The sequence below is a fragment of the Enterococcus sp. HMSC078F03 genome (assembly GCF_001811595.1).
GTDB lineage: Bacteria > Bacillota > Bacilli > Lactobacillales > Enterococcaceae > Enterococcus > Enterococcus faecalis.
Genome location: NZ_KV805588.1, coordinates 75490 through 92438, shown reverse-complemented (window position 1 = coordinate 92438; position 16949 = coordinate 75490). Strand labels below are relative to the sequence as shown.

At 35.4% G+C, this 16949-nt stretch carries 16 protein-coding genes; 14 read left to right on the top strand and 2 right to left on the bottom strand.

Annotation, left to right across the window (positions count from 1 at the left end; translation table 11 throughout):
- Positions 1-2: 2 nt before the first annotated feature.
- The 7 genes from HMPREF2810_RS11460 (at position 3) to HMPREF2810_RS11430 (ending at position 7689) form a co-directional block, all read left to right on the top strand.
- The gene (locus HMPREF2810_RS11460) at positions 3-668 is read left to right on the top strand and encodes a WxL domain-containing protein (RefSeq protein WP_002382179.1); all 666 of its coding nucleotides are present in this window, start codon (positions 3-5) and stop codon (positions 666-668) included.
- Entirely contained in the window at positions 655-1683 is a 1029-nt protein-coding gene (locus HMPREF2810_RS11455) for a WxLIP family cell surface protein (protein ID WP_002382180.1), read from the top strand. Before HMPREF2810_RS11460 ends, HMPREF2810_RS11455 begins: the two co-directional genes overlap by 14 nt.
- Before the next feature lie 16 nt (positions 1684-1699).
- Complete coding sequence (locus HMPREF2810_RS11450) at positions 1700-2044, top strand: LPXTG cell wall anchor domain-containing protein (RefSeq protein WP_002366500.1); 345 nt, start codon at positions 1700-1702, stop codon at positions 2042-2044.
- The gene (locus tag HMPREF2810_RS11445) at positions 2037-4148 is read left to right on the top strand and encodes a MucBP domain-containing protein (RefSeq protein ID WP_002382181.1); all 2112 of its coding nucleotides are present in this window, start codon (positions 2037-2039) and stop codon (positions 4146-4148) included. Before HMPREF2810_RS11450 ends, HMPREF2810_RS11445 begins: the two co-directional genes overlap by 8 nt.
- A 187-nt stretch (positions 4149-4335) precedes the next feature.
- On the top strand, positions 4336-5799 hold the full coding sequence (locus HMPREF2810_RS11440) for an AcpB/EbpR/MafR family transcriptional regulator (RefSeq protein WP_002382182.1): 1464 nt from the start codon (positions 4336-4338) through the stop codon (positions 5797-5799).
- Between the two features lie 351 nt (positions 5800-6150).
- Positions 6151-6984 (top strand): ABC transporter ATP-binding protein, encoded by an 834-nt coding sequence (locus tag HMPREF2810_RS11435; protein ID WP_002382183.1) that lies wholly within the window; start codon positions 6151-6153, stop codon positions 6982-6984.
- 3 nt (positions 6985-6987) lie between these two features.
- Entirely contained in the window at positions 6988-7689 is a 702-nt protein-coding gene (locus tag HMPREF2810_RS11430; RefSeq protein ID WP_002382184.1) for a hypothetical protein, read from the top strand.
- A 72-nt stretch (positions 7690-7761) separates the two neighbouring features.
- Here HMPREF2810_RS11430 and HMPREF2810_RS11425 read toward each other — a convergent pair whose 3' ends face one another.
- Positions 7762-8670 (bottom strand): LCP family glycopolymer transferase, encoded by a 909-nt coding sequence (locus HMPREF2810_RS11425; protein WP_002382185.1) that lies wholly within the window; start codon positions 8668-8670, stop codon positions 7762-7764.
- A 277-nt stretch (positions 8671-8947) separates the two neighbouring features.
- On the opposite strand from HMPREF2810_RS11425, the gene alsS reads away from it, so the two are divergent.
- The 3 genes from alsS (at position 8948) to HMPREF2810_RS11410 (ending at position 12556) form a co-directional block, all read left to right on the top strand.
- Positions 8948-10600, top strand: coding sequence for an acetolactate synthase AlsS (alsS, locus tag HMPREF2810_RS11420; protein WP_002357923.1), 1653 nt, complete (start codon positions 8948-8950; stop codon positions 10598-10600).
- Between the two features lie 11 nt (positions 10601-10611).
- Positions 10612-11316 carry an acetolactate decarboxylase gene (budA, locus tag HMPREF2810_RS11415; protein ID WP_002366507.1) on the top strand — a complete coding sequence of 235 codons (705 nt, stop codon included), beginning with the start codon at positions 10612-10614 and terminating at the stop codon, positions 11314-11316.
- Between the two features lie 157 nt (positions 11317-11473).
- Positions 11474-12556 (top strand): PA2928 family protein, encoded by a 1083-nt coding sequence (locus HMPREF2810_RS11410; protein ID WP_002382186.1) that lies wholly within the window; start codon positions 11474-11476, stop codon positions 12554-12556.
- A gap of 113 nt (positions 12557-12669) precedes the next feature.
- On the opposite strand, the gene HMPREF2810_RS11405 is transcribed toward HMPREF2810_RS11410, so the two are convergent.
- A complete protein-coding gene (locus HMPREF2810_RS11405; RefSeq protein ID WP_025187497.1) occupies positions 12670-13431 on the bottom strand; it encodes a WxL domain-containing protein in 762 nt (253 codons plus the stop codon).
- Positions 13432-13661: 230 nt separating this feature from the next.
- Between HMPREF2810_RS11405 and HMPREF2810_RS11400 the strand changes: the two genes are divergently transcribed.
- The 4 genes from HMPREF2810_RS11400 to HMPREF2810_RS11385 all read left to right on the top strand — a co-directional run bounded on the left by HMPREF2810_RS11400 (position 13662) and on the right by HMPREF2810_RS11385 (position 16937).
- Positions 13662-14042, top strand: coding sequence for a hypothetical protein (locus tag HMPREF2810_RS11400; protein ID WP_002382188.1), 381 nt, complete (start codon positions 13662-13664; stop codon positions 14040-14042).
- Positions 14043-14249: 207 nt separating this feature from the next.
- A complete protein-coding gene (locus HMPREF2810_RS11395; RefSeq protein WP_002382189.1) occupies positions 14250-15086 on the top strand; it encodes an ABC transporter permease in 837 nt (278 codons plus the stop codon).
- On the top strand, positions 15079-15858 hold the full coding sequence (locus HMPREF2810_RS11390; RefSeq protein ID WP_002357916.1) for an ABC transporter permease: 780 nt from the start codon (positions 15079-15081) through the stop codon (positions 15856-15858). Before HMPREF2810_RS11395 ends, HMPREF2810_RS11390 begins: the two co-directional genes overlap by 8 nt.
- Positions 15859-15896: 38 nt before the next feature.
- Entirely contained in the window at positions 15897-16937 is a 1041-nt protein-coding gene (locus tag HMPREF2810_RS11385; protein WP_002382190.1) for an ABC transporter ATP-binding protein, read from the top strand.
- Positions 16938-16949: the final 12 nt, after the last annotated feature.

Below are 16949 nucleotides of genomic sequence, written 5' to 3'. Positions count from 1 at the left end.
GAATGAAAAAACAAATTTTAGCAAGTGTTGCATTAAGTGCATTAACATTAAGTATTGCAGGACAAGCAGTTTATGCAAATGAAGCAAACTTACAAGACACGCAAGCTGATGTAACTTTAAAAGCAGGTTCTGGGAAAGATGTCAAACCTGTCGTTGATCCAACAGGCGATACAGATGAAAATCCAGCTACGGGCGCAGAAGGCGCGTTATCAATCCCATACGCTTCAAGTATTAGCTTTGGTGAACAAGAAATCCAACAAGGGGATGCCACTTACTTTGCACAAAATGAAAAACCATTTGTCCAAGTTAATGATACTCGTGGAGGTGCAGAAGGCTGGGCACTATCCGCATCCATATCAGAATTTAAAGGTGTAACAAATCAAAACGTCTTAAAAGGTGCACAATTAACCTTGGCAAATGGTCAAGTAACTACAGAAAGTAACCAATCAGAAGCACCAACAATTGCATCAAATAGTTTAACACTAAATGATTCACTACAACCAGTAATGTCAGCTGAAAAAGGCAAAGGTGCAGGCGCCTGGGCTGCCTTATTCCAAGGGGAAAAAGGTAAAAATGAAAATGTAAAACTTTTTGTACCACGTGCAGGTGTTGAAGCACAAGCCTACACAGCAACGATTACATGGGGTTTATCTGATGCGCCAGCGTAAGACTTTAAAAAGATGGGGAACTTTTATTCCCATCTTTTTTCTTAGTTTAGTTAGCTGGTTGGTTCTGTGGTCTGCACCGGCTTCTGCTGAGGAAAATCAGATTAATTTTGAAGCAGAAGCTATTTTACCAGAAACCCAGCAATCTTCCGTCAGTTATTACGATTTGAAAGTCTCCCCTGGAAGCACACAAGAGTTTAAATTACGCTTGAAAAATGTAAGTGATCAACCGATTAAAGTGCGTGTCGATGCAAATAATGGGCTGACCAATAAAAATGGCGCTTTAGACTATTCGCAACATGGAAAAAAATTATTAGGTAGTCCTACATTTGAAGAATTGATTTCGCCGTCACAAACAGTCGAATTACAAGGAAAAGAAACAAAAGAAGTTTCATTTCAATTAAATGTCCCTAAAAATGGTTTTGAAGGAACGATTTTAGGTGGATTTTATTGTTATGAATTAACAGATGGAAAAGAGAAGGAAATAAAAGGATTTAGTTTAACGAATAAATTTGCTTACACAATCGGAGCAAAACTTGTTGTTGAAAATAAAAAAATGGAACCAGCATTTCAGTTAACAAAGGTGAAACCAGGTTTAGAAAATGGTTATTTAACACTGTTCGCGACAATTGAAAATACAGAACCAGTTTTAATGAGCCAATTGAAAATGAACGCCTTTGTTACTAAAAAAGGAAAAAGTGAGAAAATTCGTGAGTTATCAAAACAAATTTCTGTGGCACCACGTAGTCAATTTGAACTTCCAATTAGTTGGAATGATGAAGCCTTAAAAAAAGGTTTATATGAGTTGACGATTCAGTTGGAAGATCAAAACAGTAAAAAGTGGACATTGAAAAAAGCGTTTGAAATTAAAGGTGAAGATGAAAAATTGAATGAGGAGGCAGTCAAAGTCACCCGACCTGCTTCGAATATTCTTCTGTATCTTGTGATAGGAAGCTGTATCTTAATTATTTTGGCGTTATTTATTTATATTTTAAAACTACGCCAAAATAAATCATAAATAGGGAGGCTTTAAAATGAAAAAAAGAAGTGGGTATCTTGTGTTCATGCTAGCACTCTTTTTTTTAGCAAGTGCTAATAGTGTACATGCGCAGCAAGTAGATTCAGAAGTAGGCATAACATTTTATCAGAAAAATTATAAGGATCAGGTAGTGCCTTTTGAAAAAATAACCCCAGTTAATGAAGCCAAACAACCCAATCGAGAAACGATTAACTCTGATAAAGGATTAATCAATCAACTTTTACCCAATACGGGAGAAAAACAGCAATTGGAATTACTAACTATCGGTTTACTTCTTATAAGCATCATCCTGTTTGTAGTGGCTCGAAGACGAAAGAAAGGATGGAAAGCAGATGAATAAGATTGCTAAAACCTCATTCGTTTTTATAATCACGTTGATTGGGTTTGCTTTAGGACCGCAAATTGGTGAAGCAACTGAGTTAGTCAAGAAAATTTCAAATCACACAAAATTGTCTGATTATGGTTACTTTAAGGCCTTGCCAGGTGTCTATACGCCAGCTTCCCATACTTTTGTCATGCAATCTGGGGCAGAAACAGAAGTCATTCCACTTGAAGGCAATGTGAACAGTAGTCAATTAACAGTTGATGAAAATTCTCCTGCAGGGAGTGCCATGATTCGTAATGTGGGATGGTATCAAGGGAAAAAGGTCAGCATTAAAGTTTCACTGTTGAAAAATTTGTCAAATCGAGCGGGGGGAACAATCTTTTTTGAAAAAGAACGTTTCTTAACACTATCTCTCCTTGGAGATGTGAAAGTGACATATGAATTTTTTGACGAAGAAAATCAACCGATACAAGTAACAACAGCAGTAAATACTTATGACTTGAGTAAAAAATACTATTTTGGCGTACAATTTCCTCTTCAATCACTCTATTCATCTAATCCAACCAATATTTTTTCTAGAACATGGAATGATGAAAGTGGTGGTTATTGGGTAACTTATCATAACGAAACGGAAACCGATGCCATCAATAGTCAAAAGCAACAGCTACAAATTTTAACTCGACCAAAAGAAAAATTAACCTTTATTTATCGAAATTGGAATAACAATCAGCCATTAGAAATTCCTTATCGTACAGACTTTGTGGCAAAACCTGAGTTTGGCGGGGCCTTAGCAAATTCTTTAACGTTAGAGAAGCCGCAACCTGTTAGTGAATTAAAGGCCCAACAAATCATGCCGAATGTTGCAGAGGATCGTAAATTAAGTAATTTAGAAGTACGTTTTAACTTAACAAATCTCTTGCAATCACAGCAATACGAGCCAGGTAATATCAACATTCAAAACTTTAATGGTGAAGATGTAACGGCTTTGTTCTCACAAGAGATGCAAGGCGAAGAATTAGTATTGACTGCCTTACAACCACAAGATAGCCGGTTAACTGCCACGACTTTACTTTATACAGTCGCCGTGAAATGGCGTGAAGATGCCCAAGCAGTAGATAATCGTTTCATTGATACAGAAGGAAATCTGACATTACCTTATACAATCCAAACAAAGGCCACCAATAGAGATAAAGTGTTTAATCAAGCGACCGAAGGCATGTTGAAAGTGAATTATAACAGCAAAGTGAATCTTCTTTTTGTCGACGAAAATAATCAACCATTGAAAGAGCCAATGAGTCAGCCAGGTATTTTAACACAAGCATTTGATGTATCATCTGAGTATCCTGAAATCCCTGGATATTATCCAGTTAAAAATCCAGTGGAACAAGATCAAGGAACGTTTAAACAAGAAGAACAAACAATCGTTCATCGGTATCGTAAAAATTTGGAATTTCAATTGAAAAATTCAGGAGAGGCAATACCGGTTTCTCGCTTTACTAAAGAAGCTGAGGTGGCGTATTCTTTAAAACACGAAGCAGGAAAAACGATTCGCGTAATGGCACGTTTCGGTGGAGAGGAACAATTAGTAAAAGAGTATCCAACAGCACCAGAGACTGTTGGCGATCAAGTGAAAATGATGATACCAGATAATTGGCTTGACCAAGAAGTTGAATTTTACGCAATGAATGAAACTGGACAAGTTTCAAATAATGAAAAAAAGATAGTCAGTCTGGAAAAGGGGCCGCAATTAAAATTACCTAACGTTCTTTCTTTTGGACAACAAGAAATCCCTGTAAAAGATAGCTATGTCAAGTTGCCACAAGAAGCAGAACTGGCTATCACTGATGAAAGCCAGTTAGATAAAAGTCAATGGAAAGTCAAAGTTAAAATGCAACAAATGATGAAAAATCAAAATAATCAAACATTGTCAAAAGGTTTAAGCTTTATTAAAGAGGGCAAACGGACACCGATTAATGACGTCGAACAAACTATTGCTAGTGGCAGTGGAAGTCAAATGTTGAATTTAGCAAATACATTTGAATTAACTTTAGTTCCAAGCGATGTCGCGGGTAGCTATCAAGGTCAATTAGTTTGGAACTTAGAAGATGCCCCTATTTAAACCTAGATAAAATTTCCATTAAACATGACTTAACAATTGAATCAATTGAAATCAAGCACAGGTGCTAAGGAACTTCTTTAGCACCTGTTTTTTTGGGGGCAAAAATTTACCTCTTGCAAAAAGAAAGTCGTATAATTAATATGACTAAGTTATTTATAAAAATTTAGAAATACAGGAGGTTGATAAAGTGCATACATTTTTAACGAAATCTTCTCAAAAGAAAATTCGTCTATTTAACTATCTCTTAGAAAAAAACAAGTGGCGAACCATTGCAGATTTAAAAGACTTACTGAATGTTTCTTCAAAATCTATTCTATTGTATGTAGAAGAATTATCAGACATTTTTAAACAATTTAATGGGAAAATTGTACTGAAAAATGAAAATAATCAACGATTTTATATGTATAAAGATGCTAATTTTCCTATCTATAATGTTTACTTGCATTACTATCGTCAATCTTATAATTTCAATTTGATTGATTATATGTACAAATACCCAGACAGAAATTTAGAAGACTATGCAGATGCGCAATTTACAAGTGTTTCGACTGTTTTTCGGTATGCCAAATTATTAGTAAAATATTTTAAAAGATATCAAATGACCTTTCATACGTTCTCTTTAGAACTAGAGAATCAAGAAAGCATGAGTCGTTCTTTTTATTATTATTTTTATTGGCAATCTTCACGTACAGGTGACTGGCCATTTACGATTTCTGAAAAGTTGATTAAACAATATATTGAACAATTTGAAGAGGTATACGATATTGAATTGTTACGTTTGCCGAAACGAATTTTTTCTTATTGGCTAGCAATTGTATTAGAACGTGCACCACAAAAAAGAGTGGAACTTTTAGATGAAATTAAACAGGTAGCTGATTCTGATAAAGCTTTTCCTTTAGTAAAAATGTGGCTGAAGAAGTGTAACTTATCGCTGCCTGAAGAAGAGATCTATTTTATATATCGAATTATCTACTCGTTTGGAGTGATTGATGGTAATCCTCGCTATGAAGTTAGTCATGCATTAGCACATAAATTGCATCATACTACGTCTTACCAAGCTGTATTGCTATTAAATAACCTCACGCAAAAAGACTATCAATTTCAATTGGATTTGTCAGATTCTGAATTAATTTTTAACTTTGTGGCATTCCACGAGCGAAGTCAATTCTTTTTCGGTAATACTGATTTATTTTTCAATCAGTCTTATATTAATGAAATTAAAAGACAAAATACGGAAATAGCCCAACTGATGGAGAACTTTCATCGAGATTTGCAAGAGCAGGCAACAAAAGAGGTCAAAGAAATTTTAAAAAATTGGGAACAACTTTTCTTAAACTATTACTATGTTTTAGATTATTATGATTTATTGTTAAAGAAATTGACGCCCATTAAGATTTTAATTGCAGACGATTTACATCATACTCATCGATTATGGTTGATGAATAAAATAAAAAATTATTTTGGTAAAGCTTATCCCTTGGCTTTTTATGATTATGAAGTAGATGCATCTGAAGTCGATTTAGTGATTTCTAACTATTATTTTGATACAAAAGGAACGACTTTACTACTGATGAAAAATATACCAACAGAACGCAACTGGCGGAATTTAGAGAAAATTCTTTATAAAATAACCCACTGCAATGATAAATAAAGCTACTTTTTTGCGAGCTTTACATTTTAAATTAATAACATATCGACTACTATTAATTTTGTTTACTTACAAAAGCAACATTGGCTAACAGAAAATTTTAGTCAGTTTAGAAACAGCGCTGAAGGATAATTGCCGGCGCTGTTTCTTTTATTTTTTTTCCAAATAGCGGATTTTTTTACACTAAAAAATGATTATTTTTCTTGCTATGCTAGTAATTGAAAGTATAGAAAGGAGCGGGTAGTAATGGTTGCATTTGGTATGGTAGTAATTAGTGTTAAATTAATAGGGATTGGCTTGTTTTGCTATTACGAACTAAAGGCTGAAAAAAATTGTAGTTAAGGAGTGTTGCTAATGCAATTAGAAAATATTTCAAAAACCATTGATAAAAAAGAAATTCTAACAAATATTTCAATTACTGTAGAACCAGGTGAAATTGTAGGTTTAATTGGTCCAAATGGTGCAGGTAAAACGACTACAATGAAAATCATGAGTGGGTTAATTGTTAATTTTCAAGGTAAAGTCGTTGGACAAGAACGGATTGGTGTTTTAATTGATGGACCTAAATATTTTCCAAATAGAACAGCAAGAGAAAATCTTAATTATTTTCGTGCTCTTTCAAAAGAGAGTTATTCAGTTGATTACGTAGAATCACTATTTGATATGAAAAATTACGGGAAAAAGAAAGTCAAAGATTTTTCTTTAGGTATGAAGCAGCGTTTAGGAATGGCGTTAGCTTTAATTAACAAAAATGAGCTGCTTATTTTAGATGAACCAATGAACGGTTTAGATCCAGATGGCGTACAAGCGACCATTCAGACACTAAAGCACTTAGCAAAAGAGTTACATATAGGGATTGTCATTTCCAGTCATATTTTAGGGGATCTAGATAAGTTGTGCGATCGAGCGTATTTTATTAAAAATGGAGCAATTATTCAAACAGTCACTTTAGGAAAAGAAGTATCAGTCTATCAATTTACCTTTGATGAAGAAAACGAAGACAAAGTGAGTGAAATTAGTGCTCTTTTTGATGGCGTAGAACAAAGACATCCTCTTTGGTTAATTTCGGAAGCAGATTATCCGTTGTTCTTGAAAGAGTTGGTTTTAAACGACATCATTCCATTAGAAATGAAAAAACATGCACTAAATTTAGAAGATGTTTATTTTTCATTAGTAGAAGGGGAGTAAGAGATGAAAGTAAAAGCTGTGTTAAAACAAGATATTCAGCGCAGAATTTTTTGGTTTTCTGGAAACTACCTCATTATGTTTGCCATTTTAGGGTTAGTTCCACCATTTTTAAATTATTTTTTTGGCGATATGTTTGATGTAAATGATTATATCAGTGCGATGAATTTTATTAACAGCTTGCTATTACCGATTTTAGTAGTGTCCTTTGTTGTTGACGATCAAGGCTCACGAATTAGTGATTATTATTTTAAAACGAGGCAAGGTCGGCATCTTTATTTGTTCTCGCTATTGATTTGTGGACTATGTTTGGGCTTGTTAGCAGGATTTTTATTAATCGGTGTTTGTGCTCTTTTAAGCATGGTTCTTTCAGTAGCTGTTTCATGGAAAGTGTTGACTGTCCTATTAGCTTCTTATATATTGTTGCCGTTATTCTACTTAGTTTTAGGTATAACAATGTATTTATTCTTTCATATACAGGGAGTGACTTTAACGATCTTTAATTTAGTTTTTGTGATGATTGTTCCTATTTTAATAAATATTGGAGCATCAACTATCGGATGGGTCGTTCTTTTGCAGTCTCCTTTTTACATTTTAACATTTTTAGGGATGGGTTCAGGAACGATGGATGAATTATTTTATTGTTTAGTAAGCATACTAGTGTTATACGGAATAAATCATTGGAAAATACTACGAATTGATTTTTGAGTAAGGATAGTTCGATTTAAGATTTTAAAAGCATGTATCAGACGTATTTTATTGTCTGATACATGCTTTTACTTAGTTATTCAATTGATTTTTCAACTCTTGTTGGACACGATTTAATTCTTGTTCATCCACACGTTGATAGGAAACACCATCTTGCATAAAACCAGTACCTTGAAGTTGGTCTTGTTTCACTTTACCAAAGGCACTGCGATAATCTAAGGCAATTTTTTTCATGTCATCAAAACTTAAATCTGTCTTCATATTATCAGAAACAGCTGTTAAAATTTCTTGATAGTTGCTTACGCTGTTAAGACTTAAGACTTTTTGGACGATGCCTTCAATCACTTTTCTTTGACGTTCTTGGCGGCCGTAGTCACCATTAGGGTCTTCGTAACGCATTCTTGAATAGGAGAGTGCTTGTTCACCATCCAATGAAATTTTACCAATCGTAAAATCATATCCGTTTTGAGAAAAAGTCAGATTATTGTTCACTTCGATTCCGCCAACCGCGTTGACTAATTCTTTTAAACCAGCCATATTAATTGAAACATAATGATTAATAGGTATATTTAAATAGTTTTCAACTGTATCCATTGCTAAAGATGCGCCACCAAAAGCATAGGCGTGATTCAATTTATCTTGTTTTCCTTGACCTGGAATATCAACATAGGTATCGCGAGCAAGACTGACTAAGGTTGTTTGCTTGTCACGAGGATTAACTGTTGCAACAATTGTTGTATCCGAACGACCTTGCTCGACACGCCCATCATCGCCTGTATCAATCCCTAATAATAAAACAGAAAAAGGCTCCTTATTGTTTAAATTGACCTGACTTTTTTTAGATCGTTCTACTGTTTCATAGGTTTTATCCATTGATTTAGAAACATCCCAATAAAGTTTTGCTCCCATTCCAACAACTGCAAGAAATAGAACCAAGATAATCCCAAAGATAATGGCAAAAATTTTCTTCCCTTTTGACATATTTTTCCTCCAATAATTTATCACAGGTTGTGATTTTTTTCTTATAGGTTAATCTTACTAATTTTTAGTGAAGAAGTATATAATAATTGTTGAAAGACTATAAAACTTTAAGGTATTTTGCATTATTTTTGCTTAATCTTTTGAAATATCTCAATTCTATTAAAATATGCGAATTAGTATATTACACGTTTTCAAGGTGTTTCATTGTTGATTAATTAGAATTTTAGTGGTATTTTTGTATTTGTAATTAGTACAGATTTTAATTGGAGGTATAACAGTGAGTAAAAAAGGATCAGATATCATAGTAGAAAGTTTAATCAATCACGAAGTGCCCTATATTTTTGGGATTCCCGGTGCAAAAATTGATGGGGTTTTTGATGCATTAGTTGACAAAGGCCCAGAATTAATTTTAGCTCGACATGAACAAAACGCTGCCTTTATGGCACAAGGGATTGGTCGTTTGACAGGAGAGCCTGGCTTAGTTATTGCAACTAGTGGACCTGGTGCCAGCAATTTAGCAACTGGGTTAGTAACTGCGACTGCAGAAGGGGACCCTGTTTTAGCATTGGCTGGACAGGTGAAACGGTCCGATTTGTCAAAATTAACTCACCAAAGCATGAATAATGCTGCATTATTTAGTCCAATAACAAAATTCAGTACAGAAATTCAAGATCCAGAAACATTATCTGAAAATATTGCCAATGCTTACCGTATCGCCAAAACAGCGAAAAAAGGCGCAACATTCTTATCGATCCCACAAGATGTCACAGATAGTCCGGTGACAGGCGAAGCAATTAAGCCTTTGTCGGCGCCGAAACTGGGCCATGCATCAGCAGAAACAATCGCAGCTTTAGCTGAACGAATCAAGCAAGCGAAATTACCTGTTTTACTTTTAGGAATGCGGGCCTCTGCACGAAAAGTTACCGCAGCCATTCGTGAATTGGTTGCTATAACTGGTTTGCCAGTCGTGGAAACGTTCCAAGGAGCAGGAATTATTTCAAAAGAATTAGAAGAACATTTCTTTGGGCGTGTTGGTTTATTTCGAAACCAACCTGGGGACCGTTTGTTAAAAAGAAGTGATTTAGTGATTGCGATTGGTTATGACCCCATTGAATATGAAGCACGTAATTGGAACGCAGAAAAAGATGCGCGCGTTATTGTTATTGATGAAGTTCAAATGGAAATTGATCAATATATGCAACCGGAAGAAGAGCTAATTGGTGATATGTCTAAAAATATTTTGAAATTATCAGAAGCATTTAGTGAACCAATATTAACAGAAGATGCGCAAGATTATTTAGAAACGCTTCAAGAAAAATTAACGATTAAAGAAGTAAAAACAAGTACAATTGAAAATCGATTACATCCATTAGAAATTGTTCAAACGCTTCAAGAAAAAACCACGAATGAAATGACAGTTACTGTTGACGTAGGGAGTCACTACATTTGGATGGCTCGCCACTTTAGAAGTTATGAACCGCGTCATTTATTATTTAGTAACGGTATGCAAACATTAGGTGTCGCTTTGCCTTGGGCAATCTCGGCTGCGCTGGTTCGTCCGAATACACAAATTATCTCTGTTTCTGGGGACGGCGGTTTCCTATTTTCGGCGCAAGAATTAGAAACAGCGGTTCGTTTAAAGCAAAATATCGTGCATATTATTTGGAATGATGGTAGTTATGATATGGTTAAATTCCAAGAAGAAATGAAATATAATCGATCCTCTGGCGTAGATTTTGGTCCAGTTGATTTTGTGAAGTATGCTGAAGCTTTTGGAGCCAAAGGGGTTCGAGTTCATTCACAAGCAGAATTTGCCGCAGCTTTAGAAGAAGGAATGCAAACAGAAGGCCCAGTGATTATTGATGTTCCTGTGGATTATTCAGATAATCAAGAATTAGGTAAAACATTGTTACCAGATCAACTTTATTAGGAGATGGAAAAATGAGCGAACAATATGTTTATCAACATGGTACGCTAGGCGGTTTAATGGAAAGTTTGATGGCAGGAACGGCAGAAATTGGTACGTTACTCACGCAAGGTGATTTTGGAATTGGGACATTAGAAGGCTCAAATGGCGAAATTATTTTATTGGACGGTATATTGTATCATGCGAATCAAACTGGCGAAATTACTATTTTAGAAGGCGAAGAATTAACGCCATATGCCGCAGTTACTCGTTTTCAAGAAGATGGCGCATTCCCTGTATCAACGGAAACCGATGAAAATATTAAAGCACAAATTTTAGAAAAAATTAGTCCTAATTTTTTTGCGGCAATTAAAATTAGCGGTCTTTTTGCGAAGATGCATGTCCGTGTGGCACCTAAACAAGAAAAACCATATCCACCATTTGTAGAAGCAGCACGCAATCAACCTGAATTTACAGCGGAGAATATTCAGGGAACAGTTGTAGGGTTCTTTACACCTAAATTATTTCATGGTGCTTCTGCTGCAGGATTTCATTTGCACTTTATCAGTGAGGATCACCAATTTGGTGGGCACATTCTTGATTTTGGCATTAAACAAGGGACTGTTTCTTGGATGGAAGCAGCAGAATTGCGGCAGCATTTTCCAGTTCATGATGCTGATTATCGGAATAAAGAAATTGATATTGCAAAAGCTTTGTCTGCAATTGAAGAAGCGGAATAACTGAATAACAAGGCACATTTCTCCACGCCCATTCAAGTTGACCTAGTTAGTCAACTTGAATGGGCTTATTGCTGTTCGTCGCTTTTTGTTGTTATTTTTCAAAAAAAAATAGTATCCTTTTTATAATAAGCAAATAACAATTGGAAAGGATGGCGTAATGGACACACTTTATAGAAGTTGGCAATTATCTGGTTGGCTCTATCATGATATTTTTGTCATCATTGTAGCAATTATTTTTATAGTAATTAGTGGTATTTTGGTTATTTCCTTAATAAGAAGGCGGAGTACAAGGAGACTGGTTCCCTATGCGTTAATTTTGTTGGTTTATTTTGCAGTGGTACATTTTGCTGGTTTAATCTTTTTCGGAATGTTTCGTTCAGTAACGATTGAAGAGAAAAGTGCGACGTTTTATTCTGAAAAAACGAAAGGCTTAACTTCAATTGAGCGAATGATTATCCCAAATGGACGAACGAATGGCATTAGCACCAGTAACTCATTGTTCCAAGTGATTTCTGTTAATAGTCAGACGGGCGAACGAATGTGGAGTAAACGTTTAGGCTGGCGTGATTATTTAATTGGTCAAACGGATCAATATGTGGTTTTGAATAATGCTGATAACGAGGCCATTTACTTACTCGATACAAAAACAGGGAAAAAACAGTTTTCCGAAGCGGATTTAGTGAAGAAATTCCCTGAATTAAAAGACTATTTAAGCTCTGATTTCGTTGATTATCGTTTTATGGATAATCGCTATCTCTATATTTATGGATTAAACAATCGATATTATCAATTAGATTTGAAAAATTGGCAGTTAAAACAAGACCCAACTTTCAAAGAAGTCTTTCAAACACAAGAAGCGCCTAAATGGACGGTAGATTCAAATGAGAGTCAAATTGGTCAAGAGCTGTCATCGGAAGAGCGAACAACAGTGCAAGGAAAACTAGAAGAGCAACTAATAGCACCAGTTTTACTAGGCAAGAAAGATGAAGAAAATTATTATGTTCTGTCATACAAGAAAAGACAAAGTATTCAAGCGATAGTTGGCTTATACAATTGGCAGAAAAAAACATACGAGTGGCAAACACCGTTGCTTTTAACTAAAGAAAATGTACCTATTGAAGCTTTTCAAGTAGAGGATGCGTTGTTCATTAAAGTCCCGCGTTATTTATACAAAATTAATTTGAATAATGGCAACCAAGAGTATCAGTTTGATTACCGCTGGGGCCAAGTGATTCGTTAAACGAAAAGCGGGAAAGTATGTTTAGACGAATAGAAGGAGCAAATAGTCCTTATGATATAAAGAAACGCTTAGAAGAGTAGTGATTTCGCTAGTTTTCTAAGCGTTTCTTTATTTTATGCAGGTCCAGAGATTAAATTCCAGATAATCGAACCTGTATATGCGCCAGGAAATAATTGTGAAACAGGGGTTTGAATTGCAAGAGAAATATCGGTCATGCGGCCACTCCACATGCCTTGTCCTTTTCTGTCACCAGCGTTACTCATTAAAGTCGCACCGTTACCGATAATAATTGGGTTGGTCGGGAAGTCGGGTGCAGCAGGATCTTCTGAAAAATCCAGTCCATACATTGTATTTGTCATAAAGAAACGCCTTAACGTTTTGTCATAGCGGGCATAGCCGCCTGTTAATTGAAACGTAATGATGCCTAGTAAAGAATGAGCTTCGTTTCGCATGTGTGGGATTTCAGCAGTGACATGCCAACCAGTTAAGGCTCCGCGAACATCCCCCATCCCGAAGTGTCTCATTGTATGAGTATTACCTTCAGAAGGTCGTATAGGAACTGCTGTTAAATCACCAGAAATCGCTTGGGTTTCAAAAGTAAATTCTTTCGGAATGAAGAGCAAGTCAAAACTAGTGTTAGGATTTTCTAAATCAGGATCAACGGTATCGTCAACCGATTCATCGCCAGGCAGCCCTCCAAGTTCTAGCTCAACTGAAACAGGCGTTTTTCCAGAACGAGTGGCAAAAGAAACCGATGGGTCAAAAGTAAAGAGACTGAATACTAGAAACAAGACTGTCATTGATTGATAAGTGAGTAGATTTTTTTTATTCAAGAAAGTTCCTCCTTTAGGTGCTGATAATATAAGTATACGCAAAAAGAGCTGTTTTTATTTATCAGTAATTTACAGGGAATTCGAAAATATTGAGACAAATAGTTTTTAATATTAGTTGAGAAAGGTGAGTCGACAATTTTTACTTGTTGATTCTGTCTTTTTTGAGCACCATTCGTTATATCAAGCATGCTAAAATATAAAAGAAATCATCAGGTATCACTAATGAAAAGGGAGAGGAGGAGAAAACTTTGAGTAAGTGTTTAGGGTTGTTGATGATTTTATTTGTATTATCTGGCTGTTCAGGAAGTAGGGATTCACAACAGGAAGTCGTTATAGAAAAGTCTGCTAATAATGACAAAGTAAGACAATTTGTCGATCAAAAAAATCCGCATTTAGGAACGCAATTAGAAGCAGAATCTTATACTAAACAGGAAGCGATTGAATTTTTACAAAATGGTTTAGGGATACCAACGAATGACTCGGCGTTTCATTATACGTTTAAGCAGTCAAATAAAGGAAGTTATGTTGTTCAAATTAGATCTGAAAAGAATAGTGTCTCGAAAGAGAATGAATTGTTCGGATATTATCAGGTGTATCAAGATGGTATTATAGTGAAAATGATGGAAAAGGATCAAACGTTCCAAGAAAATTAAGTGATAAATAAAAAAGTTGACAAAAAACACAAACAGTTTTGTTTGTGTTTTTTTGTTTAATGTTCGTGTTTTATTTTTTAATAACCTTTTCCGAAAAAATATACGAACGTTCGGGTTTAAAAACGAACAAAAAGATGAAAATGTGTTGAAATATACGTTTTCCTTGCGTATACTGATGAAGTGAAAAAACGAACGAGGAGTGTACGAATGAACAAGAAAGTTCCTTATTTAATTGTGGCACCGGGACTAGTACTATTATTATTTTTCTTAATGATTCCATTAATTACTAGCATTTTGCCAACCATTTTTACTGATCATGGCTTGACACTAAATCAGTATGTTACTTTTTTTAAAGATGACTATAATGTTTCAATTTTCTGGCGAACGATAAGAGTTTCGTTAATTGTGACGGGGATTTCAATCGTGTTGGGCATTCCAACGGCATACTTTATTGCTGGAGTTTCCAAAAAATGGCGTGGCTTTTTAATGGCTATGACCTTGTTTCCACTATTAACCAACTCAGTTATTCGAAGTTTTGCTTGGATTAACATTTTAGGAAAAAATGGTGTAGTGAATACGTTGTTATTAAAAACAGGCTTAATTGAGCAACCGCTGAATTTATTGTATACAGAATTTGCAATTATTATCGGTTCAGTGTATTTATTTTTACCGACAATGATTATGACCTTAGTTGGGGTTATGGAAAACATTGAAGGAGAAATGCTAGAAGCGGCTGAGACGCTAGGCGCCAATCCAATGACGGCTTTTCGGAAAATTGTTTTACCTTTATCAATTCCAGGCACCATCGTAGGAAGTATATTAGTGTTTACAGGAACTTTAACGGCTTATACGACGCCACAGCTGTTAGGTGGTAACCAAAAAATGATGATGTCGACCTTCTTATATCAAAAGGCTAATACTTTAGGTGATTGGCAATCGGCGAGTGTTCTTGCATTTATTATGATTTTAACAACATTAATTGTGATGAAAGGCCTAGACATGGTCGCTAAGAAAGTAGATCGGAGAGAAGCAAATCATGCGTAAGCAAAAAGGACTATCTGTTATTGCAATTCTAGTTTTTCTGTTTTTATTTTTACCATTATGTTTGATTGTGGTGACTTCTTTTGGAACAGCCGCAGCGATTCAATTTCCGATTAAAGGATTTACTTTAGATTGGTACGCCAAAGCATTACAATCGGAAACGTTTATGGACAGTTTTAAGTTAAGCTTGTTGATTGGGGTATTAGCGACTGTTTTAGCATTAATAGTAGGGATTCCGGCTTCCTATGCGCTGGCACGTTATTCCGTTCGCGGGCGCAACTTTATTAAAAGCTTTTTCTTATCCCCAACTGTGATTCCAGGAATTGTGGTCGGGTATACGTTATTTCAATATATTGTTATTAAATTAGGTTTGCCTGTCTTTCAAGGATTATTAATGGGGCATTTTTTAATTAGTTTGCCTTATATTATTCGAGTGGTTGGGTCAAGTATGGAACAACTAGATTATTCAATGGAAGAAGTAGCTTGGACATTAGGTTGTACAAGATTGCGAGCTTTCATTCAAATTGTTTTACCCAATGTGTCTTCGGGAATTTTTGCAGCCTTTATGTTAGCATTTGTCAATTCGTTTAACAATGTTCCTGTATCGATGTTTTTATCAGGTCCCGGTGTGACGATGCTGCCTACTTCTTTATTAAGTTATATGGAATACAATTATGATCCAACTGTTTCAGCAATTTCTGTATTGTTGATGCTACTAACAATGGGCTTAATGTTTTTAATTGAAAAAACGTTGGGACTAGCTTCCATTGCCTAAAACATGGAAGAAGCACGAGATAGAAAGAGGAGAAAATTTTGACTTTTGTAGATTTAAAAGATATTCGCGTCAGCTATGACGGAAAACAAGATATTTTAAAAGATTTAAATATTTCAATGGAAAAAGGAGAGTTAGTTTCTTTATTAGGACCGAGTGGTTGTGGTAAAACGACTACGCTAAGAGTGATTGCTGGATTAATTAAGCCAAACGACGGACAGTTTTTCGTTGACCAAGAAGAACTAACAAAGGTTCCTGTCCATAAAAGAAACTTCGGGATGGTTTTTCAAAGCTATGCGTTATTTCCCCATTTAACGATTGCAGAAAATGTGGCTTTTGGGCTGAAATTACGCAAAGAAAGCAAACAAACCATGGACCAAAAAGTCGCGGAAATGCTAAAAGTATGTGGTTTAGAAAGCTTGGGAGACCGTTATCCAAAACAATTATCTGGTGGTCAAAGACAGCGGGTTGCGCTAGCACGGGCTCTGATTATCGAACCTAAACTATTACTACTAGATGAACCGTTGAGTAATTTAGATGCAAAATTACGTGTGGCAATGCGGATTGAAATCAAACGGATTCAACAACAATTAGGCATTACGACAGTTTTTGTCACACATGACCAAGAAGAGTGCTTTTCTATTTCAGATAAAGTGGCCATTATGAATAATGGCGTGATTGAACAATATGATTCACCAGAAACGATTTATCGTTTGCCTCGTACTAAGTTTGTTGCAGAATTTATCGGTTTTGAAAACTTTTTCTCTGTTGAAAAAATGGAAGCTGGTCATTATCGGACACAAACAGATCAAATAGTGAAAACCACTAATCCTGAACCAAATGTTACAACGACAGTGGCAACGATTCGTCCAGAGGACATCGAGATTGTTTCAGAAGCTGCTACTAATACTGTCGCAGGTACTGTCGCTGTCCGAACATTTTTAGGGAAAAGCTATCAATATGAAGTGGAAACAGCGTTAGGTACATTGCTGGTTAATGGAACAAGTGAACAGTTATATGAAACAAACGAAACCATTCACTTGGCTTTTCCAGCTGAGAAATTAGTTATTTTAGAAAAATAAAAACCATTTTGG

Bases quoted from the DNA above. Each gene is read 5' to 3' on its own strand.
- HMPREF2810_RS11430 (WP_002382184.1), top strand. From the start codon at position 6,988: ATGAAAGTAAAAGCTGTGTTAAAACAAGATATTCAGCGCAGAATTTTT.
- budA (WP_002366507.1), top strand. From the start codon at position 10,612: ATGAGCGAACAATATGTTTATCAACATGGTACGCTAGGCGGTTTAATG.
- HMPREF2810_RS11435 (WP_002382183.1), top strand. From the start codon at position 6,151: ATGCAATTAGAAAATATTTCAAAAACCATTGATAAAAAAGAAATTCTA.
- HMPREF2810_RS11395 (WP_002382189.1), top strand. From the start codon at position 14,250: ATGAACAAGAAAGTTCCTTATTTAATTGTGGCACCGGGACTAGTACTA.
- HMPREF2810_RS11450 (WP_002366500.1), top strand. From the start codon at position 1,700: ATGAAAAAAAGAAGTGGGTATCTTGTGTTCATGCTAGCACTCTTTTTT.
- HMPREF2810_RS11390 (WP_002357916.1), top strand. From the start codon at position 15,079: ATGCGTAAGCAAAAAGGACTATCTGTTATTGCAATTCTAGTTTTTCTG.
- HMPREF2810_RS11410 (WP_002382186.1), top strand. From the start codon at position 11,474: ATGGACACACTTTATAGAAGTTGGCAATTATCTGGTTGGCTCTATCAT.
- HMPREF2810_RS11445 (WP_002382181.1), top strand. From the start codon at position 2,037: ATGAATAAGATTGCTAAAACCTCATTCGTTTTTATAATCACGTTGATT.
- HMPREF2810_RS11455 (WP_002382180.1), top strand. From the start codon at position 655: ATGCGCCAGCGTAAGACTTTAAAAAGATGGGGAACTTTTATTCCCATC.
- HMPREF2810_RS11425 (WP_002382185.1), bottom strand. From the start codon at position 8,670: ATGTCAAAAGGGAAGAAAATTTTTGCCATTATCTTTGGGATTATCTTG.
- HMPREF2810_RS11460 (WP_002382179.1), top strand. From the start codon at position 3: ATGAAAAAACAAATTTTAGCAAGTGTTGCATTAAGTGCATTAACATTA.
- HMPREF2810_RS11400 (WP_002382188.1), top strand. From the start codon at position 13,662: ATGATTTTATTTGTATTATCTGGCTGTTCAGGAAGTAGGGATTCACAA.